This is a genomic window from Aminobacterium sp. EBM-42 (assembly GCF_001896635.1).
Taxonomy (GTDB): domain Bacteria; phylum Synergistota; class Synergistia; order Synergistales; family Aminobacteriaceae; genus Aminobacterium; species Aminobacterium colombiense.
The window spans coordinates 165806-190349 of record NZ_MPPC01000024.1; the positions used below are offsets into that span (position 1 = coordinate 165806).

Sequence of the window (24544 nt, forward strand, 5' to 3'; positions counted from 1 at the left end):
GGCGGGTATTTTTAAAGAAACAATGATGTCCCTCTAAATCAGCATGTTGTTCCTAGATAGAAGCGGTGCTTCTTAGAACCTGAAGCCCACGGGAAGTACGAAGCATAATTCGTTCCACAACATGTCCGTTGTGAAGCTCGACTGCTTCTAAACGACCCTCAGGGGTTATCCAGAAGGGGACTTCATTAACGTAAACAAGTTTCTTACTCATAAAAATAAACCCTCACCTTTCTTACAAATTCCGATATAAGCGACACATGCGGTATGACGTTTCGGTACCATCGTGACTGCATGGCGGGAAGTGCCGCAAAATAAAAAAGGCCGTTCCAACTTTCCAGAACGGCCTTTTAAACTTTTCTGGTTAGAATACAGCTCATATTATACCACACATTGAAAATTCCCTTTTAAAAGTTGAAATAGGCATCTAAAAGCATGTCATGGCTAACAAGCAAAAAAGTGTTATATTGACAATTATGTTGAATTTATATAAGATGCCTTGCGAACGCAGTGATTGGCGGTGCTATCACTTAAAATGGAGGGCAAAATGGTCGGAGTGCTGCTCGTATTAATTACTCTTGTGAATGGTCTTTATGCTTTCAAGTTTGCCGCAGATTTTTTGAAACACAAAAAAGATGCATGGGCAGAACCGGGAAACAATGTTTTTCTGGCATTATGGGGGGCTATCACGTTTTTTCTTGCAACTTTTGGTATTTCTGATTTTGCCCTCTCCACGATTTTGTATCGGGCTAGAAAACTTACAAGCGATTCGAAACTTCCCGGAACATTGAATACTCAATGTGTCATTCCAGTAGCGATAATGGCCCTCGCTTATATTTCTACCATTCGAGTGGATACGGTAACACTTATTTCATGTATTGTGGCCCAGATGCTTGGAGCTTATATCTGCCCTCGTTTTGCAGTAAAACTTCCAGCAGAGACAATCAGGACTTTTATGGGAGTAGGGTTTGTTTTAACTTCTGTGTTAATTTTGGCTGGAAAGTTCAATATAATTCCTTTAGGCGGAGATGCTACCGGTCTTTCCGGCGTTAAGCTTGGCATAGCTTGGGTTCTCCTCTTTGTGTTTGGAGCTTTGAATAATGTGGGAGTCGGGTCTTGTGCCCCCACGATGGCAACAATTTATGCTCTTGGCGTGAATCCGGCAGCAGTATTTCCCATAATGATGGGGGCGTGTACATTCTCTGTTCCTATGGGTGCTATGGAGTTTATTCGCCTAGGACAATACGGGCGTAAAATCACACTTTTCTCAAGCATTTTCGGTGTTGCAGGTGTTCTCGCCGCTGTATCTATTGTTAAAAGTTTGAACCTTGCTGTCCTTCAGTGGATTGCTGCCGGTGTCGTTCTTTATTCTGGCGCGTCAATGCTCTATGAGGGATTTTTTAAAAGGAAAAACTATTGTGAAAGCAGGGTCTGAGAGATCGTTACATAATGTTGTTAATATCCCTGGATGTCTTGTGTAATAGAAAAGAATGCCATGATACAATGTGGGGCGGAGAATTCCGCCCTTTTTTGTTGGGCAGGTACGCAGAAAGGCAGGGTGCTGTAATGAAACAAAAGTGCCATCCTCTGTTGCTTCCACTTATACCAGTTGTACAAATGTTAGATCGGACTTTGGGGATTGATTACGAGATTGTGCTTCATGATGTTTCAGGTCCAAAGCATAAAATAGTAGCTATAGCTCATGGAGAACTAACGGGACGTACAGAACAATCTCCCCTTACTGAGTTTGGCACCAGCTTGCGAGAAAATGACGAATATAAAGATGTGGATTTTATTGCGAATTACCCTTCCAGTGCCTCTGACGGCCGCCCTATGCGTTCGAGCGTAACGCTGATACGTGACAAAAGAAATAAGGTTGTTGGTTTGTTTTGTATAAATTACGATATGACTCGAGCACGAATGCTGAAAAACCTTTCTGAAGAACTGACTAGAATTGTTCCTTTATCATCCTCATCCGGAGCTTCAGTTGAGACTCTTGTGCCAACTTCTGACTCGCTGCTTAAAAAAATGATTGACGAGACAAGGGCTCAGCGTGGCGGAAGACCACTTCGCTATACGACCAAACAAGAGAAACTTGAGATCATCCAGTCTCTTGAGGAAAAGGGTTTTTTCAGGTTGAAAAGAGCTGTCGATACATTGTGCAAAGAACTTGGGAAGAGCCGTTTTACTATATATGGATATTTAAGAGAGATAAGAAAAAGCAAATAGTTTTCTAGTTTGATGAGGAAGCTTTGGCTCTTTATCAGAATTGTCTATGATGATGACGTGAACCCACCCTGCAATAACTCACATCAGGAGGTTTGGCTATGTCTCTTCACCGTGATGTCATGCATATTATTCACCACGCTATTGACGCAGTGTTGCCAGAACATGCTGTAAAGGAGCAGCTGCGAAAAAAGCCTTGTGAAGGGCGGGTTATCCTCGTTTCAATAGGCAAAGCCGCGTGGCGTATGGCAAGGGCTGCCGTAGATGTTTTAGGTGATCAGGTAGCGAAGGGTGTCGTAATAACGAAATATGAGCATAGCCAGGGGCCAATAAAAAAACTTTCTATATGGGAAGCTGGTCATCCTTTGCCAGATGAAAACTCTCTCAAGGCCACTTCTGAAGCCCTTGAAATAACAGAAAATCTTTCACCCCGCGATCAGGTGCTTTTTTTAGTATCAGGGGGCGGTTCAGCCCTTTTTGAAAAACCGAAAGAGGGGGTTTCACTCAAGGATTTTGTTGATATTACAGATCAGATGCTTCGCTGCGGGGCTAATATTGTGGAAATAAACATGATCCGAAAGCGTCTTTCCGCTGTAAAGGGTGGGAGGTTCGCTCAATGGGTAAACCCTGCTAAAGTATATACTATCGTGCTTTCCGATGTGCTAGGTGACCGGCTTGATAGTATCGCCTCCGGGCCAGCCTGCCCGGATGTTACAACTTCCAGAGAAACCCTGGATATTTTGGTTCGATATAATCTCACAATGCCTTCCAGACTTTTAAGGGTACTTGAAGAAGAAACCCCTAAAGACCTCAATAACGTAGAAACCTTTATCACTGGAAGCGTAACAACGCTTTGTGAAAAGGCTGCTGAAAAAGCCACAGAATTAGGGTATAAGACACTGATACTCACAACAACTCTTAGTTGTGAAGCTAAAGATGCGGGAGCTTTCTTAGCCTCAATAGCCAGGGAGGAATCAGAGCATTCCCGCCCCCTCCAACCGCCTTGCGCCATTATTTTAGGGGGGGAAACTGTCGTTCACGTGAAAGGAAAGGGGAAAGGCGGACGTAACCAGGAAATAGCTCTTGCTGCTGCTCTTGAGATGCAGAATATAGCTGGTGTCGTGCTTGTTTCAGTAGGCTCTGATGGTACAGATGGTCCTACAGACGCAGCAGGAGGGATCGTGGATGGAACAACGGCAGAAGAAATACGGCAGAGTGGATTCGACCCCCTTGCCCTTCTCGAGAATAACGATGCATACCATGCCCTTCAAAGAGTGGACGCACTCGTAAAAACAGGTCCTACTGGCACGAATGTCAACGACCTCACAGTGCTGCTAGTGAAAGATGTATAATAAATAACAATATTTATTAAGGCAGGAGGCTTAAAATTTGAGCAATCGAGATATAGAAGCAAAATATCGTGAAAAAGGCTTTTACTCTTTCTCCAGCGCCTGGGAAAAACTTCAGGAAGAGGAGAAAAAACAGGTATTCGCCTTAGCTGAAGACTATAAGCATTTTCTTGATAACGGGAAAATTGAACGGGAATGTGTGGAGCAAATCGTTTCCATGGCACGTATTGCCGGTTTTGTGGAGCTTGAAGAAATGATTAAAGCTGGCCGGCAATTAGAACCTGGCATAAAAGTGATGGCTGTAAACAGAAACAAAGCGGTAGCCTTGTTCGTTATAGGCGAAAAACCCTTATCAGAGGGCCTTCGCATCGTGGGGAGTCATATTGATTCTCCCCGTCTTGACCTGAAACCTCAGCCCCTTTATGAAGATTCGGGAATGGCCTTGCTCAAGACTCATTATTACGGGGGAATAAAAAAATATCAGTGGGCTACGCTGCCTTTGGCGATACATGGGGTTTTTGCTAAAAAAGATGGGACTCTTGTCCACCTCAACATAGGAGAAAAAGAAGATGATCCTCTCTTTGTTATTAGTGACATTCTCCCGCACTTGGGAAAATCCCAGGCATCGAAAAAAATGAGCGACGGAATTTCGGGGGAGGATCTGAATGTTATCATTGGCCACATCCCGGTAGAAGATGCCGATATTAAAGAAAAGGTCAAACTTGGTGTTTTGCAAATCCTTGCCAGGGAATACGGGGTTGATGAAGCAGATTTTACATCAGCAGAAATAGAGATCGTACCTGCGGGGAAAGCTCGCGACGCTGGTCTTGACCGTGGTCTCATTCTTGGGTATGGCCATGATGATCGATCCTGTGCTTTCGCTTCTTTGCGCGCCATCCTTGAGGTGGAACACCCTCTCTATACAGCATCAGCTCTTTTTGTTGATAAAGAAGAGATTGGCAGTATGGGAAGCACGGGGATGGAGTCTGTTTTTTATGAAAACACCGTGGCTGAACTGGTAGCCTTGGGAAGTGAGAACTATTCAGAGCTTTTACTTCGCCGTGCCTTTAGCAACAGCAAGGTTCTTTCTGCCGATGTTGATGGAGCTTTCGACCCAACGTATCCGGAACCCTTTGACAAACGAAACTCCTCTCTCATGGGGAATGGCGTGGTCATACTCAAATACACAGGCAGTCGAGGTAAATATGGATCCAACGATGCCAGTGCTGAATTTATGGCCTTTGTACGCGGCCTCTACGATGAGAACAACGTAGTATGGCAAACTGGTGAGCTGGGAAAAGTTGATGAAGGAGGCGGTGGAACCATTGCCTACATTCTTGCAAACAGGGGAGCCGACGTTATTGACTGCGGCGTTCCAGTACTTTCCATGCATGCTCCATGGGAACTGATCAGCAAAGTGGATTTGTTCATGGCATGGAAAGGATACAGAGCCTTTCTTCAGTCGAAATAAAGCTAGTGGCCCGGTTCTGGACCGGGCTTTTTTGTAGCCTCTTGATATACCCCACCATGGTATGTTAGAATCGGTATATTAAATTGTCTGATTATTGTGGAGGTGGAGTAATGTTAACATTAAGAAAAAGAGTGCTTATTATCGGAGGAGGTCCTGGAGGAAGATTCTCTTATATGACACTTCGACGCATGGGTGAAAAGAGCCTCTCAATTGTGATGAACGAGGATCCTACAGTTATTTGTTCTCTTCCTTATGGCGTTGGAAGAAAACTTGTTCCAGGTGGTCCTGAAGAAGAAGTTGTTGATTTGGCTAACTCGGACCGTTTGCCTCCTGAGATTGTCGAGGATGCTATTCGTGGTGTCGTAACTGAACTGGACGCAGAGAACCATATAGCGAGGGGAACGAGTACAGAGGGTCCCTTTGAAATTCATTTTGAAAAAGTACTGCTCGCGCCTGGGGCTGTCCCCTGGCTTCCTTCCGTAAAGGGGCTTTTATCAGATAAGGAAGGTTACATGCGAGATCTGACAGAAATTATGGTTGGGAGCGAATACGTTTCTAAAGAGAAACTAGCTGAAAATATCTTCGTTATGCGTGGTGCGGATGATGCCCGCGCACTTGATGCCTTTGCGGAAAAGAGCGATCAGGCTGTTGTCGTAGGCAGTGGGGCCATAGGCCTTGAAGTTGTGGAGGCTCTTCACGATAGAGGACTTGCCGTTACTTTAGTAGAGGCTCTGCCTCATCTTATCGCGGCAATGGATATGGATATGGCAGGGAAGGTCAGCGAACGTCTTTCTGAATGGGGAGTCTCTATTTATAAAAACATACAGCTGACAGAAGTCAGATCAGACAGGGTTGTGCTCTCAGATGGCACGGAGATAAAGACTGACGGCGTTGTTTTTGCGACAGGTGTTCGTCCTAACGTTAAGTTAGCTCGAAGTGCAGAACTCTCTATTGAGCGGGGGATAGTAGTCAACGAAAAAATGCAGTCATCACATCCCGATATATATGTTGTTGGCGACGCTGCTCAAATCAGCGATGCTGTTACGGGACGTCCTATTTTGCCTCTTATTGGCACTCTTGCTATGCGTCAGGGACTTGTCGCCTCTGCCAATATTATGGGAAAAGAAATGTTTTTGCCGCCTGCAACGGTCTGGGGTCTGAGTGCCATTTTCGATCTTCATTGGGGAAGTGTGGGGTGGACAGAGGAATTGGCAAATACGTTGGGTATCCAGGTTTTTTCCATCACATTGCCCTATCATACTCGAGAAAAGGCTATGGTGAACGGAAAGGAAGGACTCTGGAAAGTTGTTGTTTCTGCATCTGACGAAAAAGGACTAAAAAAGGGACAAATTATAGGGTTCCAAGTTGTTATTGATGGAGAATCACCACTCTTTTTAACGGAACGTTTTATCGATATCATTACCAGAAGGGAAACTGTTTCTGGACTATTTTCTCATTATTTTGTCCATTCTCCTTATCATAATACTGTTGAAGATCCTTATCTTATGCTACTTTTTGCTGCCCAAGAAGCTATGGCTCATTAAAAAAGGTATAATACATAACAGTTTTGAATTTATATTCAAAAAGGAGGAAACACTATGCCAATCGTTAACGTGCATCTTTTTGAAGGCAGAACATTGGAGCAAAAACGGCGTCTTGTGGATGAGGTTACCAAGGCTATTTGCAATAGTATCGAAGTGCCGGCAGATGCTGTCCGAATCATTCTTATGGAAATGGAAAGAACAGACTTTGCTGTAGGTGGCGTACTCGCTTCAGACAAAAATAAGTAGTTAGTAATATAAGAAATAGAGCTTTTCTATCGGGGTGTCCATAATGTTTAGTGAAGAGAACGAAAAAAAGAATGACAAACTTCTTTCGAAAGCTCTTTTCTGGGCAAGAGCCTTTACTCACGGAACTTTTGTAGACAAGAGAATGGCTGTTGTTCGAAAAGAAGCCTTTGATGTAAATGATAATCTGATGCTACTCCTTTTTGGTGATTTTTTAGGCATTCCCAACCCTATTTCCTACTACATGCTCGAGGTTCTTCCTTATTTTGCAGAAGACCTTATCGCATGGGAGCGGAGAATGCAAAATCGCAAGTTTATAATTGCTGAAAAGGCGGCTCAATACGACTTCGATTAAGGGAGGCTCTTTTTCGATGGTTCATCATGTGAAAAGGCAGTTTGTTTTTTTTGGGGGGAAGGGCGGAACTGGAAAAACGACATGTGCCGCGGCCTATGCATACGCTCTTTCAAGACTAGGAATAAAAACACTTGTGGTTTCTACAGATCCAGCCCATTCCCTTGCCGATGCTTTCAATAGGCCTATCGGCCTGGATGTCATTCCTGTGGCAGAAAATCTTTGGGGAATAGAAATTGATGCCGAAGAAGAAGCAAAAAAGTATATGAAGGCCATTCAGGATAAAATGCTTCACATCGTCAGCGCCGTAATCGTTGAAGAGATAAAACGCCAGATAGAGATAGCCTATATGTCTCCCGGCGCAGAGGAAGCGGCAATTTTTGATAAATTCATTGAACTAATGGAATCCATAGGTAATCCTTACGACGTTATTGTTTTTGACACAGCTCCAACAGGTCACACATTGCGGCTTATAACCCTGCCAGAAATACTTGGAATTTGGATAGAGCATTTGATTGAAAAGCGTGCCAATGCCATGGAACTCATGAAAGTTGCTGCAAAATACGACAAAGACCTTCTGGAAAAGATAAAGGAAGACCCCATCATCGATACGCTTCAGGCGAGGCGTGACAAATTTGCTTTGGCCAGAAAGATATTGACGGATAAAAAAAATACGGCTTTTTATTTTGTTCTTAATGCAGAAAAGCTCCCCATTATAGAAACAAAGCGGGCCATTGAAATATTGCAAAAACATGACATTGGAATAGGGGGAGTTATTGTAAATAAAGTTATTCCTGAGGAGGCAGGTCCATTTTTCGAAAAGCGCCGAGTTGACCAAGAACAGTATCTAAAACAGATCGACGAGATGTTTGGTGGTTTCGGCGTTGCTCGTATCCCCCTTTTAGATTCTGATATAAAGGGCATAGAGCAACTTAGCGAGATAGCTCCTCTCATCTTAAAGCTGGATGAAATGTAGCAGCGTTTGTTATGATTCCGAATAAGAAGGGGCCAATTCTCTGATTTCAGAAATGCCTTGAGAGGCCCACTTTTCGTTAATAGAAGCGTAGAAAGGCTGGTTGTCTATTACACGTCCCCAGTGGTAGAGTGCATTTGTAGCAGGAAGCATAGCGCCGTTATAGATTACATAATCTTCGTATATGAGCCACGTAAGGGCCTGGTTTTCTACAATGCCGCAATCGCACATATTGAGATTTGCATCGTATTTTTCCCAGCGTTCAGCCCCCTGGGAGTTTCCATAAAAGACAAAAGAGTTCCCGTCTTCTTTAAGGGCAATAAGTGCGTGATGAAGATCAGGATCTATAAAAAGATGGTGGATACCCCAAAAAGGGGGATTGTAAATGGTTAAACGTTTATTACGGCTCCATTCTATTGTTTTACTGGCGTGACGTGATCTGGTCACTATGTCGTGAGCAGAAAGAGGCACCATAGGTTTGGTACGAATTCCAAAAACACGAAAAATCTTTGAAAGCATGACAACGCTCCTTTCCATTTTGATTCAAAAAATATTGTACCATCATCCAAGCCGTAAGCCTTGAAGAGGGAGTGGTGATATTGATATTTGATATGTTAAATAATGCATCCACATATTTTTGTTTAGGAGAACGGTTTCGAAAAGCTTTTGAATTTCTTGATAACCTCATTCCGGCTTCTTTGGAAAATGGCAAATATGAGATAGATGGGCCATCAGTCTTTGCCATCATACAGTCAGCAACCACAAAGCCTAAGGAAGCGCAAGTGTGGGAAGCCCATAAAAAATATGCAGATATACAATGTCTGTTGTCAGGGGAGGAGTGGTTAGGATATGCTCCTCTTAAAACTATGGAAGAGGCTCTTGCTTACGATGCTGTTCGGGATTTTGCCCTTTATGATGGAGACGGGGAATATTTTCAGACAAAGCCCGGTATGTTTGTAATTTTCTTTCCACATGATGTTCATAAGGGATGTATAACTCAGATGAGACCTGCTAGAATTCGTAAAATAGTTGTTAAGGTTGAGCTCCCATAGCAAGACTATATAAAAAGGAGTGAGACAGAATGTTTGAGGTAGCCTGTATCCAGCTGGAAGCCCGGGATGTGAGTCAGTATGAGCAGACGGAGAAAGAAATCCTGGAATGGATAGATAGTCTTTGCAGCGAAGAGAAAGTGGATCTTCTCGTTTTTCCAGAATGTGCCTGGCCAGCCTATTTTCTTAGAGAGAACGAAGAGGCTGCGGAACTTGCCCTTAAGCGAACGCCGAATTTTATGAAAGAAGTGGCCCAGAGGGCTGCTCATTACAGAGTTCACATTGCCATGGGGCTCTATGTCCAGGAAAACGGCCTGTTACGAAACGCTGGTTTTCTATGGGGGCCTGAAGGTGAAATACTAGGACGCGTCTACAAGTCGAATCTTTGGCATTTTGACCGCAAGTTTATTGAAGCCGGCGAACTTTTTTCTGTCATTGACACTTCTTTGGGAAAGCTTGGCATGATGATATGCGCTGATGGCCGCGCTCCGGAAATAGCCCGCATATTAGCAGAAAAGGGCGCCGAAGTAATTATAGACATGGCAAACCTTGTCTCCTCAGCCTCTAGTACCACCCTTTTGATGAACCCACAGATAGAGTATATGCTCCCAGTCCGGGCCTTTGAGAATGGGGTCTGGATTATTTTATGTGATAAAGTCGGGCTCGAAGCATATTCTATAATGAATACAGGACGAAGTTGTGTCATCAATCCTTTGGGACACGTTATAGGATCTTCACCTTCCGACACGCCGGAAGCTCTCATAGCCACAGTAGACACAGAAATGGCATCCTATCCACTGCCTGATAAAGAAAACCGATGCTTCGCCCGTCTTACTGACCCTACAGAAAAGTTGCCTGTAACCTCTCTAATGGCAAAACCAATGGTTTTAGCTGAAACAGGAGCGGTTTGCTCCGCAGCCCATTTTTCAGCAGAAACAGCAGATCATTATGTAGCTATGGCCTCCCGCATGATCAGGGTATTGCAAGATCAGGACGCATCCCTGATCTCCCTCCCCGATTGCGGCAAAAAAGCTGATTTTGACGAAGTGGTCCACAAACTGCGCCCCTTGCTTAATCCGAAAGTGGTTGTCTGCGTAGGAGGCCTTGCGGAAATAGACGGTCATAAGAAGCGAGCCGCCATAGCGTTTTCGAAGGACAACACCTACGGCCCTATCTTTTTAGATAAGGCTTGTCGACCCGTAGTCTTTTCCACGGAAGCAGGACGTATAGGGCTTGTCATCGAAGAAGAGATGTTCTTGCCGGAAGTTGCCAGAAGCATGATGTTGGAGGGAGTGCAGGTACTTTTCTGGGCTGACGCCAAACGTCACGCAATGACCGAGAAAATAGCGCGATGCAGGGCAGCAGAAAATAGAGTGTTTTTAATTCGGGCAGGTTGTGGGGATAAAGAAGATAATTCTTTTATAGTTTCCCCTACGGGAAACATATGCGCTATAACTGTTCCAGGAATGGACCAGAGCGCTTCTGCCTATTGTCTTCTCGGAGAGGCCTATAGCAAGACCGTCATTACAGGGACAGACGTTGTTCTGGGAAGACTTCCCCATGCCTATAAAGAATTAAGGAATACGAGTCGAAAGGAAGAGTAAAGCGTGATTCATAGCGACACCGACATCTTTTTTATGAATATGGCTCTTGACGAAGCTCGAAAAGCGGCAGAGCAGGGAGAAGTACCAGTTGCGGCGTTAGTGGTTAGGAATAATGAAGTTATAGGGAAGGGTAGCAACAGTAAACATCTGGATCCCACAGCCCACGCTGAAATAATTGCTATTCGAGAAGCCACGGAAAGGCTGGGGACATGGAACTTAAGGGGATCTACCCTTTATGTTACGCTGGAACCGTGCCCCATGTGCGCAGGCGCTATAGTGCTGTCTAGAATAAAGTGTCTTGTCTACGGAGCAGCGGACCCCCGGGCCGGCGCTTGCGGAACACTTTATAATATAGTGCAAGACTCTCGTCTGAATCACAGGTGCGAGGTTATAAAAGGGGTATTGGCTCAGGAAAGCGCCAATCTTCTTTGGGATTACTTTAAAAAGCGTCGTCAGAATTCGAGCGCCCCATGACCATAATCAGGCGCTCGAATTTGTTGTTTTCTAACAGAGTCAAGGTTTGAATAAAAGATGTTAATATTCTATAATAAATATGATTTTAACAAAAAAGAAGGGTAATTACACAGAAGGAGGAATAACAATGGACTTGAAAGGATCTAAAACTGAGGCGAATTTGAGAGAAGCATTTGCCGGAGAATCTCAGGCGAGAAACAAGTATTCCTATTATGCATCTAAAGCAAAAAAAGAGGGGCTGAATCAAATAGCGGCCTTTTTTGAAGAAACAGCAAACAACGAAAAAGAACATGCGAAGATCTGGTTTAAGCTTTTGCATGATGGAATTCCTTCAACAGAGCAAAATTTGAAAAATGCAGCTGAGGGCGAAAATTACGAGTGGACTGATATGTACGCAAGATTTGCTGCGGAAGCCGAAGAAGAAGGATTTACGAAAATTGCATATTTGTTCAAGGCTGTAGCAAAAATTGAAAAAGAGCATGAGGAACGATATCTGAAGCTCCTAAAAAACCTGAAAGAAGAAAAGATTTTTGTGCGGGAAGAGAAACAGGTTTGGCATTGTGCCAACTGCGGCCACATCCATTGTGGTGAAAAGGCCCCCGAAGTATGCCCCGTTTGTGATCATCCTCAGGCTTATTTTGAGATCAAAGCGGAAAACTACTAATAGAGAGAAAGTGAATAAAACAGGGGCCGCCTTTAAAGCGGCCTCTATTTAATTAAATTTTGAACAGTTCCCCTTATCTGGACATCTATATTTAAAATCGCTATAATGCTCACGTCAACGCAACCGGAGGGGTGGCCGAGTGGTCGAAGGCGGTCGACTCGAAATCGATTAGGCGGCTCATACCCGTCTCGTGGGTTCAAATCCCACCCTCTCCGCCATTTGATAGTCTAACCGGTTACAAGGAAGTCTAAAAACCCGCTTCGTGAGCGGGTTTTTCTTCTTTTGACAGTCCAGCCCAATACATCTACAATTAAGGGAAGCTAAGTACTAACCGTGCACATAACAGTACACAGGCATAAAAAGCGACCGTACACAAAGGAGTGGCTGGCAATGCTTACAGATACTGGGATTCGGAGGGCTAGGGCAAAAGAGAAGAGATATATGATTTCAGATGGCAATGGACTTTATATCGAGGTCATGCCTTCTGGGAAAAAATATTGGAGACTTCGATATTGGCTTAATAAAAAAGAATATAAAAAATCCCTGGGACCGTACCCTGAGATCTCGCTGAAAGAGGCCCGAGATCTTCGAGATCAAATAAAAAGATCCATCGTACGCACTGGCCAGCCTGTTGTTGCTACGAATACCTTTGAAGCTGTTGCCAACGAATGGCTTGAGAAAAAGGTATTACCCATCAGAACGCCACGACATATTGAAACCGTTACTTCGAGGTTGCGAAGGTTCGTTTTTCCTCATATCGGGCAAAAACCTATCGGTGACATAACTTCTCCTGATGTACTCGCGCTCCTGAGAGAAATGGAAGATAGAGAGATTTATGAAAGCGCGCATAGGGTAAGACAAATCATTGGCCAGGTTTTTCGTTATGGCATTGCCACTGGCGTAGCAGAGCGCGATATTACCGCAGATCTCAAAGGAGCTCTCATCCCTGTAAATTCCAATAGATACCCTACAATTACCGATCCTGTTGAAATAGGTGCCCTTATGCGAGCTATAGGGAGCCTTGACACTCTTGTTGTGCGTTGTGCTTTACTGTTACAAGCGTACACGTTTGTGAGGCCAGGGGAGCTGAGAAAGGCTGAATGGGCGGAATTTGACCTGAAAGGGCAGGAGTGGCGAATTCCCGCAGAAAAAATGAAGATGAAGAGGCTACACATCATTCCATTGTCATCTCAGGCTGTTAGCGTCTTAAAAGAAATTTATCCGGTTACAGGTTTGCGTTCGAAGTACGTTTTCCCCACTGTGAGAGATCCTAACCGGCCTATGAGCGATGCAACTGCAAACGCTGCCTTGCGACGACTTGGATACGAAAAAGAGAAATTCACAGGGCATGGATTCCGCAGTATGGCTTCCACGATTCTCAACGAGCACGGTTGGCCATCTGATGTTATAGAAAGACAGTTAGCTCATATCGAACGGAATGCAGTTAGAGCAGCCTATAATCATGCGGAATATTTGGATCAGAGACGAGAAATGATGCAGTGGTGGGGGAATTGGTTGGAAGAGGTAAAGGGAACAAATAAACATTAGAACAAGACTGCTGTATTAACTTTTGCGAGCTATTTTTCTATAAACGATCTCATTTTAATTAAGAGAGTCTCAAGTGAAAGCCCCTTTAAATAATAGAAAAAGATAACTATTACCATAGTAGTTAAAAAAAATAGTGTGACAAAGAAAATGTTTAACAGAAGGTCTATGCGCTCGCATCTTTTATTTAATTTTTCATACATCTTATAGTAATCTTTCTTGATTATATCTGGGAATTTTCCTTTTGCTTTTTTCTGGTAGCTGATCTCACTTTTTATTGCATTCAAACTATCCCTTTGGTTCCTCAAAACAAAAAACATAGAAAGGGAAAAAATAACTATACTTAGAAGCAACAAAAAATTAGTTAAGCTCCATCCTTTTACTCGTTCAAATTTTAAAGCAGCCAGTGCAGAAGCTAATGGCAAGGCAAGAATTCGACCTGATATTTGGGCAATGAGGTCATTAATTTTTAAGAAATAATCTCTTTTTTGTCCTTCGATGTCATCTAGGGTTTTTTCGATAGAAAAACTACTCATAAACGTTTCGTAATCACCATTTACTTTATGGTATAAATTATCACAGTTTTCTAACAAAAATTTAAGACGAACCGCCTCTTCTTTTAGTTCAACTAGGTGGAATATGTTGTTTCGAATTATTGCCCTTTTTTGTTCTTTATGCGTGCTGTCATCAAAGAATTCTTTTAAACGATTTAAAGAGCGACATCTCTTAAGATCATCAATACTATATGTCAAAGGGATTTCAACTTTCCCATTTTTAAAAAAAATGATCTTCTTTAATGGATTCCCTATTTCATGATCTGCTATGTTGCAAAGAAAAGATATGAAATTTACTACATCGAAATATTTTTGGACATTTTCTGGTGGAGATGTTTTGCCATTATCGCAATCATATAGATAGTCTAAATCAGCGATGTAAAAAATGTCAGGAATATGTATTTTAGTGCAAGCATTTTCTGTTAAGTCCTTAAGTTCAGTGGCAAAGTAGGCTAGAGGAGATGCAGGAAGATAAAAACAAACATTATTTTGTGAAGTTTCCGCAATATCTAAAAGGCCAACTCCTTCTAGCTCCTTAGATATACCCTCACATTGGGATGGGTCAGAGATAGTACCTTTCACACGTCTTTCTGATACAAACTCATGAGAGGAAAGCGCACGGAAAGCTTTGACAGCTGTTTGCAGCTTTTTAGCATGATTTACGTCCATTGAGCGATCCTCCTTATAAGTTTAATTTCCTCGTATAAATCTTTCTATTTTCTCTATTTCTGTTTGGGGAATATTTTCTATGGTAATAGAATGTGCAATTTCATCATAAATTATTGTATCATTAATAGCACTTTGCTCAAATTGTAATTTTACCCCTGTCATAGTTACTTTTAAACGTTTGAGGGTTTCGAATGTTATCTTATGGGGTTTAAATTCATCTGTTATATTATATGTTTCGTTGTTATTTATATATGAAATAAACTCCCCGCTATCTTCTCCAAAAATACGGTTTGATAAATCTTGTAAAATTACTGGTTGCTTATTTCTATCTTTTTCAAAAAGATACCGATAAAGGTCATCTCTTAAACCGGTTTTTTCTTCTTCTGTCATATTCCTTTCTTGGCTAAAATCTGTTACAGCTTTTAATAAGTTTTCGGTACAGCGTTTAGAGCTTGTATAAGCAGAACACCTTAATGCGCTACGGAAATAATTCGTAGCATCATCGTTATTTCTGTATTTAACAAAAGAAAGGTATGAGTTTTCACTATGTTCTTGCCATTTAACCAAGTCGATCCTGGCAACTTCATTTAAATGCTCTAAATCTAATGTGATATGCTGATTTAATTCAAGATCATCATTTATTCCTACACTTGCTTTGTCCTTTAACATAGCAATCATAATATAATCACGATCGCTATTTTGATATTTTATAAATAAAGCATAACCTCCTGTTGATGCTGGGGCTTGTTCCATAAATGTTTTTATTTCATGAGTTATATTTTTTGAAAATTGGACAAAGGGAATGTCCCCGGTAGAAAGCTGACTAAAATAATCTTCAACAAGATTAGGAGTTCCACTATTTTGATCATTTTCAAAAATGCCATACCCTTTATTTGATTTGGTGTTGTATATTTGTCTTAAATCCTCTACTAGTTGTTCTAAATTTTCTTCAATCTCGTTCTCTTTTTCCCTATAATTTATTTCGGCTGTGCTAGTGTATTGTCCCTTTATAATTTGATGTACAATAGCGTTTGATATTTGCATAAGTTTATCCTCCTTTAATCCTTTTCTGTATAGTTATAACTCGTGCTTCTCATATAGATAAATCATCTCTTAAGTGTCCGATGTAGTGGAGGAACTCGTAGTCTGGGCGGTATGCTCTTGGCTTAAAACGGCAATCTCCTCCTTGTGATTATTGATTTCTTGAGAACTCGTTTCCCACTTCGTTGCGAAAACCAAGACAAACAAAATACAAATACCAACCGTTACCGCAGTTGTTTTATTGCGTAAAGGGGGTTTTTTTATCATTGGAAGCATAGTAAATTTTAGGAGTAAAAGGTATTCCTCAATTTCCTCTACTGCCGATATTCTTCTCATATTCCGTCATAAATTTGGTTATCAACCTCTCTTTGGTGATCAACCTCTCTTGTTACTTCAATATATTTATCGAGACTCAAGATAAAGGGGATTTTCCCATCATTACTTACGCCCATAACATTGGTAAACATGGAATCAAATCTACCACTTTGAGATGCATTATTGCCCTTAAGGTTTATAAAATCCTCAACATACTTTTTAAAAGCCTCCCTATCTATTCCTTTTTGAAGAATAGATTCAGGAGGTAGTGATTTGCCTCCGTTTTTAAGTGATTCATATCGAATGACAGATTGAAAAGAGTTATAAGATATTGCTTCTTCTTTGAGTGCACTTATTTCCTCTATAGCTGTTTGTCTTCTAGTTCGTAAAATATCAAAAGCGTCTTTAAGAGGAATTGCATCAATTGCTATTTGAGATATTTTTTCTTGCAAAGTACTTTCTTTAGGAGCGTCTGGCTCAATTTTCGGATACCAGTAATTTTGAGCACATATGATAGCTCCATCATGACAAAATTCCCCATAAATAAAAAAATGTGCTTTTGCTTCTTCACTATGCTTTGAAAAAAAGCTTTCCCCTTTATTTCCTAATTGAGGAAGTAACTCTCCATTTTCAAAATAAACGTCTTCTCCCTTAAATTTTTTGTTCTCAGAATCGATGTCTTTTTTAGTCCTTTTAAATTCTATAAGTAAAAAATTCCCTTCAAAATTGAGGATGGCATCTCCAGCTTCTTCTGGATTGCCATCAAGAGGGAATATGCTTATAAGCCCGCGTTCCAACATATGTAAAAAAAATTTATATTCAACCGTTTTTTCCCACCAAATCATATTATTGCCCCCCATCTTTTTCATTCGCCAAATGGCTCTATTGCTTAAATCCCCTAAATTATTTTCAAAAAATCAGCCTCAGACATTATCTCTATTGGAAAACCTTTCGCTCTCAGGTCTTCTGCTTTCTTCGTCTTGGCACTTCTTTCCCCATCAGTGAATAGGGAATAATCCTGAATGCCCATCACAAGATAATTCGTTTGCATCGTAACGCCTTGTTGAGGGGTCCCACCGGCTTTTTCAACCAGGCAAAAAGCTTCCTCTCTAGTCATAGATACCAATGTTCCTGTAAAAGTAATCTTTTTCTCGTAAAAAGGGTGAAAAGGATCTTTGCCACATTCTTCGGGAGAAGGATGTCGCGGTTTTGCTCTTGCAGGAAAATGAATTCCTGAAGGTGTGTACTCCCCGTTACAGATTCCTCCGATGCGGAATCTCAGCTCTTTTTTTAGTTTTTTTAAATCGTTAACATTATGCTCCCTGCACGCTGCCAAAATGATTTCAGCTGAACACCTTGCATCTTCTTCCGCGTCGTGATGTATAAGAGGCAATCCTAGATGACCTGCTACTACAGGCAGGGAGAATGAAGACAAAAAAGGCCATGCTCCTTTGGAAACAGCGACAGAGCAAACAATGTCACAATCTGGAATATCTAAACTGTAAAGGGGAAGGGTGTTTCGAATAACGCTAATGTCGAAAGAGGCGTTATGCGCAACGACGGTAGCGTTTGTAAGTAGAGGCTTAACTTCTTCCCATATTTGGTTGAATTCAGGCTTGTTTTTTACATTGCGTTTTTGAATACCATGAATTCTAACGTTGAAAGGATTGAAGTAATAGTAATCTTTAGGTGGCTTTATGAGCCACGATTTTGTTTCTGTAATTTCGCCATTTTCAACAATAGCTATTCCAAGAGCACATGGGCTGCATCTTTTCTCATTCGCTGTTTCAAAATCTATAGCTACAAAGTTGAGTATTTAAATAACCTCCTCCCTGCATATTTCCAAATATAAGTTTTAAGAAAAAAGCGTTAGCTGACATTCTTTACGTAACAACTTATCAGTGAAATCTCTCCTGGATTTCAGTGGTTTTTGTAACTTCTTTTGGGGGCCATTGATCAAGAAGTGGACGAACTCGTCTTGAGTCATGCTGTGAGATGTGTTGTTTTCTGTAAAATGCCATGAAAACTTTACATGTCCTGGGAAACGTTTCCCATCTTGAATACTTGCAGGGGACGCAGCATCGATTTGAATCAAAGGAGAGACACTTGAGCCCGCATAAGAGTTTTTATAAATAATGTCTCCCTTGGCAAAGCCAAAGTTAGAGCCTTGGGTCCAGGCAAGAAAGGAGACGGTGTTTTTGTTGCGCTCCATCAGCTGTATATCTAAAGCGGCATTAAAACAGTCGGGAACATGCATATACCAGTCTGAACAATATTTGCATCTGATAGTTTGCAAGATCCTTCCTGAGCGAATATCGTTATCATTTGTGCTTGACGCCTTAAGCAATGTCTTAAGTGTTGACAAGGAACCCAGCGTTGTTTCTTGGCACATGTTAATGCCATGTTTTAATTCGCTTTTTAAAGTGGTGTAGAGCTCGTTTTTTGCTCTTTGTAGACTATTGCTCAAGCGGAACTTTATTTTTGTCCCCCTGTTATATTTTTTATCAAAAGAAATAAAATTCTTATCAAGTAGTTCTTCAATACCTTTATTTGGCAACTCCCATGTTTGCCAGTCGAGTTTTTTCATGAGCTTTTTGTATTTCGAAGGGTCTTCTTTTTGCAGTTTTTTGTTTATCTCTTCTGCATGTTGATGTCCGATAATGTCGATGTGCAAAATAAAAGCAAGCATCGTTCTTGCATCGGGTGAAAGAGTGTCTATGTTCATTTTGAATATTCCCACCTACCTAGTCTGAAAGTTCGTAAATATAACTTCCCCAATAGAGCGCATCATCTGATGTACAGTCGAAATCATCTTGAAACAAATTCTTTTTCAAATGGGTTCGTACTTTACCTCGGATGCCACGAGCCTCTTCTTTGAATTTCACTATGCAGTAGTCTTTTTTAAGTTCATCAACAGATTCTGGACAAAGTGAATAGACAAGTTTGATTGTTTCTTTCTTTGTTCGTGGACATTTTAAATTATTTTCTTTTAAGACTTGGCGTAAATCTCTGATGTGGACTAAGACAAGAAGTCTTTCTGGTGAATCCACTTCTTGTAAGATTTCTTTAGAAAGCAACTCTCTATGACTAGATTCATCACGGGAATAAATCCATGAGCCAGTGTCTAGACCATATATCCAACGCGTCAAAAGTGCGTAAAGTTCTTTTTGGGAATCTTCTTGAAGGGAGTCAATTTTGTGCTTTTTATCTTCATTGAAAGTTATAACAACGTTGGAAATTTTACCGAGATCTATAATTCCGAGCTCATGGGCAAGACGATAAATATGTTTACAAGGGATAGTGTGTTTACGTTTGAAGGCTCGTTTAAAGTCTGTGCAAGTGCAGGATGTAAGAGTAGTGATATATGGAGTAGAGCTACTTCCTTTAATTGTGCAAGAACCTTTTACCGCATCTAGATTATCTACCTTAGCGATAAGTTGAGCTCGCTCCATACGCCTTTGTTGGGGTGGCTCGTCATGTATTTTATCTCCCCAGTGCATTCGCCAAAGACAATGGAGACAAATATCCCCACTATATTCAGCACCGCACCTTTCGCATTTCATGCTGGTCACTCCTTAAGTAGTAAAACGTGTATTTTAGATAAAGATCAAATTCCTTTCCTTGGAACCGCCGTTAGAAGTGTCACTTTCCCGACGATATAAAAAAGTCCCATGTTTATTTCTTCTTTAGTAAAGCTTCTGGGCTTGTATTGGGGGGCAGCAGAACGGATTTCAACAGAACCATCTTTTGTGTCGAAATATACCCATTTTATTGCCCATTCTTTTTGCAAGCCAAAACAAACTAAGGCAACATCACCGTCATATACTTCTTCTGCGGGATTCACAACGACTGTGCTTCTGTCAGGGATTCCGGCGCCTTCCATACTATCTCCTTCAACCAAAACTGCAAACGGCTTTTTATCAGCATCTATAGAGATATTTCCTACGACATCAATGGGTAGAAGTATCGTTTTTTCAGCGCTAGCATAAATCTCAATCATGCCCCCATTACCTCGTCCGGCACATGCAATAGCTGTTGGATCAAGAACAGGTATTTCAATCCATTGATCAAAATACCTAATAGAATCTTTTCGAACAGTTGCTTCTTTAGAGGCGGCTGGCTCTTCTGTCTCTCCCATAAGGTAGGCGACAGTGGTGCCAAAAACTTGAGCCAACGTTTTCAAAACATTAGCGTCGGGAGTTCTAAGCCCTTTTTCCCAATTAATAATAGAGCTTCTTGAATATCCGGATTTCTCCGCAACTTCTTGCTGAGTCATCCCCTTTCGCTCTCTACATTCTTTGAGCTTTTCCTCAACAGACATCTTATCACCTCTATTTAATTGTCTACGAATGTGGTCATAAATCAAGAGTAAGAAAGTAATCTTTTTGTGTTGACATACGTAACATTTAGATATATAGTTCTTTTAAATAGTACGATTGGCTACATAACAAGAGGGGGGTGAAGTGGTGAGTATAGGGGAAAACATCCGTTCTATTCGCGTTTTAAGGGAATTGACTCAAGAAAAACTAGCAGAAATGGCAAAACTTTCAAGGAGTTCAATTGTAAACTTTGAAACGGGCAAAAGGGCTCCTCGAGTAGATGATCTTGAAAGCATTGCAAAAGCTTTAAGAGTAGAAGTTTCTATCTTTTTTCAAGAAAACCCTACACCCCTCCGCAGGAAAGAGAGCTCAGCGGCTTCCATCTAATAAACATTCTTGCGGAGGCTATACAGGCAGTTCAAATATTGCATGAAACTTGCGATACGCCGGAAGAAGTAACAGTGATATTCCAAGACCTTATGGATAACGGGGAAGCGAACACTGAAAAAGGAATTCTGTTTGTTTATGCGCTTCGGAAACTCAATAAGTATATAGATGCTCTTTCAGGAATAAAAACAAAGCGAGCAGGGACCTTGATAGTCGAATAGAGAGAGCTCAGGAGGTGTGTTATGTCGATACTGTACGGAGTAAACAAGATAAGAACTACGAATGACCATGACGAAGTGAATTCTTTGTTGTCTCAAGGTTGGGTGCTATTGGCGATAGGAGAGAAGGAATATGTGCTGGGAAGAATAGAGGCTAACAGGTTGTCTCCTCGCCGTCCATCTCATCTTCAAGAACACCTTGAGGACGTCCCAAAGTAACATGTACAGCATTTATGAACGTCAAACAGGTCAAATGGTCGCAAAGGAGGTTACGACATCATGAACATCCCGGATTTCGGTTTTATGCGACTCCCGCAAGTTCTTCAAGTCATACCGGTTTCACGAACAACATGGTACGACGGAATTAGAGAGGGACGGTTCCCCAAAGGAATAAAAATCACTGGAAATATAGTTGGTTGGAAAGTATCTGACATAAAAAATCTTGTTCAGAAAATTGAAGAGGAGGCCGAAGCGAATGCTTGAAAAAATAGGGAAAAGTCTTTTAAAGATGTTGGCTAAAAACGGCGTGATAAGCGGCCCATACTATTTCAAGGGAATATGGTTTGCAAAAAGAGAGGCTTCCAGTCTTCTCAGTGCCATTTGCGGAGCGGATGAACGGAAAAGGCTTAGCGCAAGATATAAAGATATATCAATCAGAGACGTTCAAAAGCTTTCAGCTTTCGTAGAAGAGGGTTAACAATGCATTGCGTTGTATGGCTTTCAAAGGCTCAAGCTTTAAAAGAATTTGATGACGCTATTGAACTGCAACGTGTTAGGACGGCACATGCAGAGGTGTTACATCAAAAATATAACGATAGTCTAAGCAGAAAAAAGATTAGAGATGAGATTGCGCAGCTGGCAAATCTCCAAAAACAAAGAGAAAGAATGTGTCTGGCATGAAAAGAGCTGTCCGAAATGCAGTTGTTAGTTTGTTGAACTATAGAGGGCAAAAATTGCGAGGCGTTGTTTTTCGACGAACTGAAGAGAACACTCGTACGAGGGAAATAATAGTAAAAGCTTGCCAAAGGATAAAAAGAGAGTCTCTGATCCGAAAATCAGAGACTGTTTGAAAACTTATAGGCTAGGAGCTGTAACTCCTAGCCTCATTTTAGCATAAGGAAGTGACGATATGAGGCTAGACATAAAAAAGCTTGTTCTATTACTCGCTTTTATATCAGGCATTTTCACATGCCTTGTAAGAGAAGGTGTGTTTGAACAGAAAACAAAGCTTCCCCGGATAGGGGATATAAAACAACAGCAATGGTTAGGGTAAAGGAGAGAGCAATATGGCTGAACCAACACTGACTGACAATAGAGATTTTTGGTGGATATGCCTTGATATATGCGTCATGAGAGATGAACGGCTAAACCTCAGCGCCAAAGGTATTTATGCGGTGCTTTGTACTTTCGCTTCTACAGGCAATCGCACATGTTTTCCTAAGGTGGCTACATTGGCCAAAACTGCCGGCTGTAGCGAAAGAACGGTTTATTCTGCCCTAAAAGATCTCGAGGAGTGTGGGTACATCAAAAGAATTACTAGATATGATGGTCGTGGAATGCAGACGTCTTCCAGCTATGAAATCATAGGACATAAGGCTAAAAGAGAGGCAAAAGAAGAGCCTAGCCCTGCAAATATTGCAGACCCGGCCTGCAAAAAACGACATACCAGCCCTGCAAAAAACGACATACCATTAACTATAGCCACTATAACTAAAGATACTTACTCTCCTACGGAGAGGGAAACCCTTCCCCAGGAGACACAAAATCCTGAAGACGCTCCGTCCTCGATGAGAGAAACTGCCAAGCTGCTCTTGCTTCAGACAAAACGGTCAGGGTTGCGTGAAGAGGAGATAAGCGCACTAAAAGATTTGGCCATATCGCATACTCCTGCACGTGTGCAAAAAGAGATAACTACAGCTATCAAGAGGTTTATCAAGAACAAGCGGTCTCTTGCGGAATTGGATTTTTGCTATATAGCTGAATCTTTAAAATACCAAAAATCATGGAATCCTAAAGCACAAAAAAGGGCATCACCCACTGAAGACTTATCGGATCTTGACGAGGGGTGGTCGTAATGCAAGAAGCATTAGCAAGCCTTTTAGAGTCCGTACCTGCATTAAAGGAAGCCTGGGGGCGCATATCTAAACAAAAAAGCATTGGAGAGCGAGCCTTAGACTATGTTCAGAAGATTTTCCCGATTGCAGAATTAAACGAGCTTTACGGAGATTACAGCAGTTTTACATGGGCGGCAGAAATGCACAACTGTGAAAAAAAATGCCCTGGAGTAGGGCGTTGCCCGACTCATGGGATGAAGCCATCTGTATGTATTGATGAAAAGGGTGGCAGAACTATTTACGTTATTAAGTTTGCTAGATGTGGGTCTTCCGAACAAATTCAACGTCAAAAAGAAATTGAATGTCAAATAACAGCTTCTAAACTACCAAAGACATTTCATGAAAAGACATTCGAAAATTTTGATACAAAAGGAATTGAAAAAAGCATAGTTGATGCAAAGGGGGCGGCCATGTGCTGTTTGCAAGATGGGGCTAGCCTCGTTATTGCAGGAGATCGAGGCACTGGCAAAACTCACCTTGCGGCAGCAATGGTAAACAAAAGAATCGAAGATGGGAAAGTTGCGCTTTTTGTATCTGTTCCAGAACTGTGGGATGAGCTCAGGGAAACAACCAGCAATGGCAAGGGCTTTGAAACTATGGCGATGGTAAAAAGCGTTGATTTTCTAGTTCTCGATGATCTCGGAATAGAGCGAGGCACCGATTGGGTCGGGGAGCGGCTGTATATGATCATCAACAAGAGGTATCAAGAAAAGCTACAAACAGTCATCACTACAAATGCAAAATCTCCTTCCGATCTTGCTTCACTATTAGGAGAGCGCGGCGACAGGATTGTCTCTAGGCTCAAAGAAATGGGCCGATGGTGCACCGTGAAGGGAAGAGACTACAGGGGCCGACGTAGACAAACTGTATTTATGGAGAAGTAGGAGGGCAAAATGCAAGGCTTTAACAAGGTTATTTTAATGGGAAATCTCTCAAGAGATCCTGTTTTGAGATATACGGCAAACAGTACAGCTGTAGCAAGTATAAATATTGCTGTTAACCGAGGGAAAAATAAAAACAGAGAAGATATGGGTTGTGATTTCATCTCAGTTGTAGTGTGGGGGGCGCAAGCTGAAAACTGCAATAGATATTTGCAAAAAGGGAGCCCTGTTTTGCTAGAGGGCAGATTACAGGTGAGGAAATATATAAATTCAAACAATGAAGATCGATGGACTACGGAAGTTGTTGCAAACAGCGTTAGGTTTTTGGGGAGCAAGAAAGATAGATCTGGCGTTACAGAAGGCGAATTCAACATAGACGAAACAGATGCGCCGTTTTAACTAGGAGGATAAGAATGAGTGCTATTTATTTAAAAGTTGACGATAAAAAATATATTCCGGTAGTGCCTATAAGTTTGTGTAAACTTCCTCATAGTCGGTGAAGTAAAATATACTGACAACAGGAGGTTTTAACAATGGCCAAAAGGACAAGCCCAC

General features: G+C 41.7%; 32 protein-coding genes and 1 tRNA gene. 23 read left to right on the top strand and 10 right to left on the bottom strand.

Annotated elements, in window-relative coordinates; genetic code table 11:
* Window positions 1-52 precede the first annotated feature (52 nt).
* Window positions 53-211, bottom strand: a complete 159-nt coding sequence (locus BUC50_RS07170; RefSeq protein ID WP_013048626.1) for a hypothetical protein — start codon at window positions 209-211, stop codon at window positions 53-55.
* A 333-nt stretch (window positions 212-544) separates the two neighbouring features.
* Between BUC50_RS07170 and BUC50_RS07175 the strand changes: the two genes are divergently transcribed.
* From BUC50_RS07175 to BUC50_RS07210, 8 genes are all read left to right on the top strand, one after another.
* Window positions 545-1432, top strand: coding sequence for a sulfite exporter TauE/SafE family protein (locus tag BUC50_RS07175; RefSeq protein WP_286677277.1), 888 nt, complete (start codon window positions 545-547; stop codon window positions 1430-1432).
* Window positions 1433-1563: 131 nt separating this feature from the next.
* On the top strand, window positions 1564-2226 hold the full coding sequence (locus tag BUC50_RS07180; protein WP_013048624.1) for a helix-turn-helix transcriptional regulator: 663 nt from the start codon (window positions 1564-1566) through the stop codon (window positions 2224-2226).
* A gap of 98 nt (window positions 2227-2324) precedes the next feature.
* Window positions 2325-3575, top strand: coding sequence for a glycerate kinase type-2 family protein (locus BUC50_RS07185; RefSeq protein WP_013048623.1), 1251 nt, complete (start codon window positions 2325-2327; stop codon window positions 3573-3575).
* 37 nt (window positions 3576-3612) lie between these two features.
* Entirely contained in the window at window positions 3613-5043 is a 1431-nt protein-coding gene (locus BUC50_RS07190) for an aminopeptidase (RefSeq protein ID WP_013048622.1), read from the top strand.
* A gap of 110 nt (window positions 5044-5153) precedes the next feature.
* Window positions 5154-6587, top strand: coding sequence for an FAD-dependent oxidoreductase (locus BUC50_RS07195; protein WP_273312652.1), 1434 nt, complete (start codon window positions 5154-5156; stop codon window positions 6585-6587).
* Between the two features lie 54 nt (window positions 6588-6641).
* Window positions 6642-6833 carry a 4-oxalocrotonate tautomerase gene (locus BUC50_RS07200; protein ID WP_013048620.1) on the top strand — a complete coding sequence of 64 codons (192 nt, stop codon included), beginning with the start codon at window positions 6642-6644 and terminating at the stop codon, window positions 6831-6833.
* 43 nt (window positions 6834-6876) lie between these two features.
* Window positions 6877-7185 (top strand): DUF7990 family protein, encoded by a 309-nt coding sequence (locus tag BUC50_RS07205; RefSeq protein ID WP_041459360.1) that lies wholly within the window; start codon window positions 6877-6879, stop codon window positions 7183-7185.
* A gap of 16 nt (window positions 7186-7201) precedes the next feature.
* On the top strand, window positions 7202-8158 hold the full coding sequence (locus tag BUC50_RS07210; protein ID WP_286677278.1) for an ArsA family ATPase: 957 nt from the start codon (window positions 7202-7204) through the stop codon (window positions 8156-8158).
* Between the two features lie 9 nt (window positions 8159-8167).
* Here BUC50_RS07210 and BUC50_RS07215 read toward each other — a convergent pair whose 3' ends face one another.
* The gene (locus BUC50_RS07215) at window positions 8168-8674 is read right to left on the bottom strand and encodes a hypothetical protein (RefSeq protein WP_273312649.1); all 507 of its coding nucleotides are present in this window, start codon (window positions 8672-8674) and stop codon (window positions 8168-8170) included.
* A 92-nt stretch (window positions 8675-8766) separates the two neighbouring features.
* Here BUC50_RS07215 and BUC50_RS07220 point away from each other — a divergent pair, with 92 nt between their 5' ends.
* The 6 genes from BUC50_RS07220 (at window position 8767) to BUC50_RS07245 (ending at window position 13494) form a co-directional block, all read left to right on the top strand.
* Window positions 8767-9207: a NanQ anomerase/TabA/YiaL family protein gene (locus tag BUC50_RS07220; protein ID WP_169302812.1), complete on the top strand. Its 441-nt coding sequence runs from the start codon at window positions 8767-8769 to the stop codon at window positions 9205-9207.
* Window positions 9208-9236: 29 nt separating this feature from the next.
* Window positions 9237-10808: a carbon-nitrogen hydrolase family protein gene (locus BUC50_RS07225; RefSeq protein ID WP_013048615.1), complete on the top strand. Its 1572-nt coding sequence runs from the start codon at window positions 9237-9239 to the stop codon at window positions 10806-10808.
* A 3-nt stretch (window positions 10809-10811) separates the two neighbouring features.
* The gene (gene tadA / locus BUC50_RS07230; protein ID WP_273312644.1) at window positions 10812-11282 is read left to right on the top strand and encodes a tRNA adenosine(34) deaminase TadA; all 471 of its coding nucleotides are present in this window, start codon (window positions 10812-10814) and stop codon (window positions 11280-11282) included.
* A 127-nt stretch (window positions 11283-11409) separates the two neighbouring features.
* Window positions 11410-11946 carry a rubrerythrin gene (gene rbr, locus BUC50_RS07235; protein ID WP_286677279.1) on the top strand — a complete coding sequence of 179 codons (537 nt, stop codon included), beginning with the start codon at window positions 11410-11412 and terminating at the stop codon, window positions 11944-11946.
* Window positions 11947-12071: 125 nt separating this feature from the next.
* Window positions 12072-12164: transfer RNA gene (locus BUC50_RS07240), tRNA-Ser, on the top strand.
* A gap of 172 nt (window positions 12165-12336) precedes the next feature.
* Entirely contained in the window at window positions 12337-13494 is a 1158-nt protein-coding gene (locus BUC50_RS07245) for a tyrosine-type recombinase/integrase (RefSeq protein ID WP_286677280.1), read from the top strand.
* Between the two features lie 29 nt (window positions 13495-13523).
* Here BUC50_RS07245 and BUC50_RS07250 read toward each other — a convergent pair whose 3' ends face one another.
* The 8 genes from BUC50_RS07250 to BUC50_RS07285 form a co-directional block, all read right to left on the bottom strand.
* Window positions 13524-14714: a hypothetical protein gene (locus BUC50_RS07250; RefSeq protein ID WP_286677281.1), complete on the bottom strand. Its 1191-nt coding sequence runs from the start codon at window positions 14712-14714 to the stop codon at window positions 13524-13526.
* Window positions 14715-14735: 21 nt separating this feature from the next.
* Window positions 14736-15758 (bottom strand): nucleoid-associated protein, encoded by a 1023-nt coding sequence (locus BUC50_RS07255; protein WP_286677282.1) that lies wholly within the window; start codon window positions 15756-15758, stop codon window positions 14736-14738.
* A gap of 69 nt (window positions 15759-15827) precedes the next feature.
* Complete coding sequence (locus tag BUC50_RS07260; protein WP_286677283.1) at window positions 15828-16091, bottom strand: hypothetical protein; 264 nt, start codon at window positions 16089-16091, stop codon at window positions 15828-15830.
* Window positions 16088-16915, bottom strand: coding sequence for a hypothetical protein (locus tag BUC50_RS07265; RefSeq protein WP_286677284.1), 828 nt, complete (start codon window positions 16913-16915; stop codon window positions 16088-16090). The genes BUC50_RS07260 and BUC50_RS07265 overlap by 4 nt, the downstream gene beginning before the upstream one ends.
* Window positions 16916-16968: 53 nt before the next feature.
* Complete coding sequence (locus BUC50_RS07270) at window positions 16969-17886, bottom strand: exonuclease domain-containing protein (RefSeq protein ID WP_353743421.1); 918 nt, start codon at window positions 17884-17886, stop codon at window positions 16969-16971.
* Between the two features lie 39 nt (window positions 17887-17925).
* On the bottom strand, window positions 17926-18795 hold the full coding sequence (locus tag BUC50_RS07275) for a hypothetical protein (RefSeq protein ID WP_286677285.1): 870 nt from the start codon (window positions 18793-18795) through the stop codon (window positions 17926-17928).
* Window positions 18796-18814: 19 nt separating this feature from the next.
* Window positions 18815-19633: an SWIM zinc finger family protein gene (locus tag BUC50_RS07280; RefSeq protein ID WP_286677286.1), complete on the bottom strand. Its 819-nt coding sequence runs from the start codon at window positions 19631-19633 to the stop codon at window positions 18815-18817.
* 44 nt (window positions 19634-19677) lie between these two features.
* Window positions 19678-20391, bottom strand: a complete 714-nt coding sequence (locus tag BUC50_RS07285; RefSeq protein ID WP_286677287.1) for a helix-turn-helix domain-containing protein — start codon at window positions 20389-20391, stop codon at window positions 19678-19680.
* A gap of 145 nt (window positions 20392-20536) precedes the next feature.
* On the opposite strand from BUC50_RS07285, the gene BUC50_RS07290 reads away from it, so the two are divergent.
* The 9 genes from BUC50_RS07290 (at window position 20537) to BUC50_RS07330 (ending at window position 24388) form a co-directional block, all read left to right on the top strand.
* On the top strand, window positions 20537-20776 hold the full coding sequence (locus BUC50_RS07290; RefSeq protein ID WP_286677288.1) for a helix-turn-helix domain-containing protein: 240 nt from the start codon (window positions 20537-20539) through the stop codon (window positions 20774-20776).
* Between the two features lie 38 nt (window positions 20777-20814).
* On the top strand, window positions 20815-20997 hold the full coding sequence (locus BUC50_RS07295; protein WP_286677289.1) for a hypothetical protein: 183 nt from the start codon (window positions 20815-20817) through the stop codon (window positions 20995-20997).
* Between the two features lie 21 nt (window positions 20998-21018).
* Entirely contained in the window at window positions 21019-21213 is a 195-nt protein-coding gene (locus BUC50_RS07300) for a hypothetical protein (RefSeq protein WP_286677290.1), read from the top strand.
* Window positions 21214-21273: 60 nt separating this feature from the next.
* On the top strand, window positions 21274-21477 hold the full coding sequence (locus BUC50_RS07305; protein ID WP_286677291.1) for a helix-turn-helix transcriptional regulator: 204 nt from the start codon (window positions 21274-21276) through the stop codon (window positions 21475-21477).
* Window positions 21470-21691: a hypothetical protein gene (locus BUC50_RS07310; RefSeq protein ID WP_286677292.1), complete on the top strand. Its 222-nt coding sequence runs from the start codon at window positions 21470-21472 to the stop codon at window positions 21689-21691. Before BUC50_RS07305 ends, BUC50_RS07310 begins: the two co-directional genes overlap by 8 nt.
* Window positions 21692-21693: 2 nt before the next feature.
* Entirely contained in the window at window positions 21694-21894 is a 201-nt protein-coding gene (locus tag BUC50_RS07315) for a hypothetical protein (RefSeq protein ID WP_286677293.1), read from the top strand.
* Window positions 21895-22280: 386 nt separating this feature from the next.
* On the top strand, window positions 22281-23069 hold the full coding sequence (locus BUC50_RS07320) for a helix-turn-helix domain-containing protein (RefSeq protein ID WP_286677294.1): 789 nt from the start codon (window positions 22281-22283) through the stop codon (window positions 23067-23069).
* Window positions 23069-23992 carry an ATP-binding protein gene (locus BUC50_RS07325; RefSeq protein ID WP_286677295.1) on the top strand — a complete coding sequence of 308 codons (924 nt, stop codon included), beginning with the start codon at window positions 23069-23071 and terminating at the stop codon, window positions 23990-23992. Before BUC50_RS07320 ends, BUC50_RS07325 begins: the two co-directional genes overlap by 1 nt.
* Window positions 23993-24001: 9 nt before the next feature.
* Window positions 24002-24388 carry a single-stranded DNA-binding protein gene (locus BUC50_RS07330; RefSeq protein ID WP_286677296.1) on the top strand — a complete coding sequence of 129 codons (387 nt, stop codon included), beginning with the start codon at window positions 24002-24004 and terminating at the stop codon, window positions 24386-24388.
* Window positions 24389-24544 lie beyond the last annotated feature (156 nt).

What these genes read in the sequence shown, in the direction of transcription:
- BUC50_RS07260 (WP_286677283.1), bottom strand. Translation starts at nt 16,091, where the DNA reads ATGAGAAGAATATCGGCAGTAGAGGAAATTGAGGAATACCTTTTACTC.
- BUC50_RS07180 (WP_013048624.1), top strand. Translation starts at nt 1,564, where the DNA reads ATGAAACAAAAGTGCCATCCTCTGTTGCTTCCACTTATACCAGTTGTA.
- BUC50_RS07220 (WP_169302812.1), top strand. Translation starts at nt 8,767, where the DNA reads ATGTTAAATAATGCATCCACATATTTTTGTTTAGGAGAACGGTTTCGA.
- BUC50_RS07185 (WP_013048623.1), top strand. Translation starts at nt 2,325, where the DNA reads ATGTCTCTTCACCGTGATGTCATGCATATTATTCACCACGCTATTGAC.
- BUC50_RS07195 (WP_273312652.1), top strand. Translation starts at nt 5,154, where the DNA reads ATGTTAACATTAAGAAAAAGAGTGCTTATTATCGGAGGAGGTCCTGGA.
- BUC50_RS07210 (WP_286677278.1), top strand. Translation starts at nt 7,202, where the DNA reads ATGGTTCATCATGTGAAAAGGCAGTTTGTTTTTTTTGGGGGGAAGGGC.
- BUC50_RS07325 (WP_286677295.1), top strand. Translation starts at nt 23,069, where the DNA reads ATGCAAGAAGCATTAGCAAGCCTTTTAGAGTCCGTACCTGCATTAAAG.
- BUC50_RS07275 (WP_286677285.1), bottom strand. Translation starts at nt 18,795, where the DNA reads ATGAACATAGACACTCTTTCACCCGATGCAAGAACGATGCTTGCTTTT.
- BUC50_RS07225 (WP_013048615.1), top strand. Translation starts at nt 9,237, where the DNA reads ATGTTTGAGGTAGCCTGTATCCAGCTGGAAGCCCGGGATGTGAGTCAG.
- BUC50_RS07170 (WP_013048626.1), bottom strand. Translation starts at nt 211, where the DNA reads ATGAGTAAGAAACTTGTTTACGTTAATGAAGTCCCCTTCTGGATAACC.
- BUC50_RS07320 (WP_286677294.1), top strand. Translation starts at nt 22,281, where the DNA reads ATGGCTGAACCAACACTGACTGACAATAGAGATTTTTGGTGGATATGC.
- BUC50_RS07300 (WP_286677290.1), top strand. Translation starts at nt 21,019, where the DNA reads ATGTCGATACTGTACGGAGTAAACAAGATAAGAACTACGAATGACCAT.
- BUC50_RS07280 (WP_286677286.1), bottom strand. Translation starts at nt 19,633, where the DNA reads ATGAAATGCGAAAGGTGCGGTGCTGAATATAGTGGGGATATTTGTCTC.
- BUC50_RS07245 (WP_286677280.1), top strand. Translation starts at nt 12,337, where the DNA reads ATGCTTACAGATACTGGGATTCGGAGGGCTAGGGCAAAAGAGAAGAGA.
- BUC50_RS07315 (WP_286677293.1), top strand. Translation starts at nt 21,694, where the DNA reads ATGCATTGCGTTGTATGGCTTTCAAAGGCTCAAGCTTTAAAAGAATTT.
- BUC50_RS07330 (WP_286677296.1), top strand. Translation starts at nt 24,002, where the DNA reads ATGCAAGGCTTTAACAAGGTTATTTTAATGGGAAATCTCTCAAGAGAT.
- rbr (WP_286677279.1), top strand. Translation starts at nt 11,410, where the DNA reads ATGGACTTGAAAGGATCTAAAACTGAGGCGAATTTGAGAGAAGCATTT.
- BUC50_RS07250 (WP_286677281.1), bottom strand. Translation starts at nt 14,714, where the DNA reads ATGGACGTAAATCATGCTAAAAAGCTGCAAACAGCTGTCAAAGCTTTC.
- BUC50_RS07175 (WP_286677277.1), top strand. Translation starts at nt 545, where the DNA reads ATGGTCGGAGTGCTGCTCGTATTAATTACTCTTGTGAATGGTCTTTAT.
- BUC50_RS07265 (WP_286677284.1), bottom strand. Translation starts at nt 16,915, where the DNA reads ATGATTTGGTGGGAAAAAACGGTTGAATATAAATTTTTTTTACATATG.
- BUC50_RS07255 (WP_286677282.1), bottom strand. Translation starts at nt 15,758, where the DNA reads ATGCAAATATCAAACGCTATTGTACATCAAATTATAAAGGGACAATAC.
- BUC50_RS07205 (WP_041459360.1), top strand. Translation starts at nt 6,877, where the DNA reads ATGTTTAGTGAAGAGAACGAAAAAAAGAATGACAAACTTCTTTCGAAA.
- BUC50_RS07305 (WP_286677291.1), top strand. Translation starts at nt 21,274, where the DNA reads ATGAACATCCCGGATTTCGGTTTTATGCGACTCCCGCAAGTTCTTCAA.
- BUC50_RS07215 (WP_273312649.1), bottom strand. Translation starts at nt 8,674, where the DNA reads ATGCTTTCAAAGATTTTTCGTGTTTTTGGAATTCGTACCAAACCTATG.
- BUC50_RS07310 (WP_286677292.1), top strand. Translation starts at nt 21,470, where the DNA reads ATGCTTGAAAAAATAGGGAAAAGTCTTTTAAAGATGTTGGCTAAAAAC.
- BUC50_RS07285 (WP_286677287.1), bottom strand. Translation starts at nt 20,391, where the DNA reads ATGTCTGTTGAGGAAAAGCTCAAAGAATGTAGAGAGCGAAAGGGGATG.
- BUC50_RS07200 (WP_013048620.1), top strand. Translation starts at nt 6,642, where the DNA reads ATGCCAATCGTTAACGTGCATCTTTTTGAAGGCAGAACATTGGAGCAA.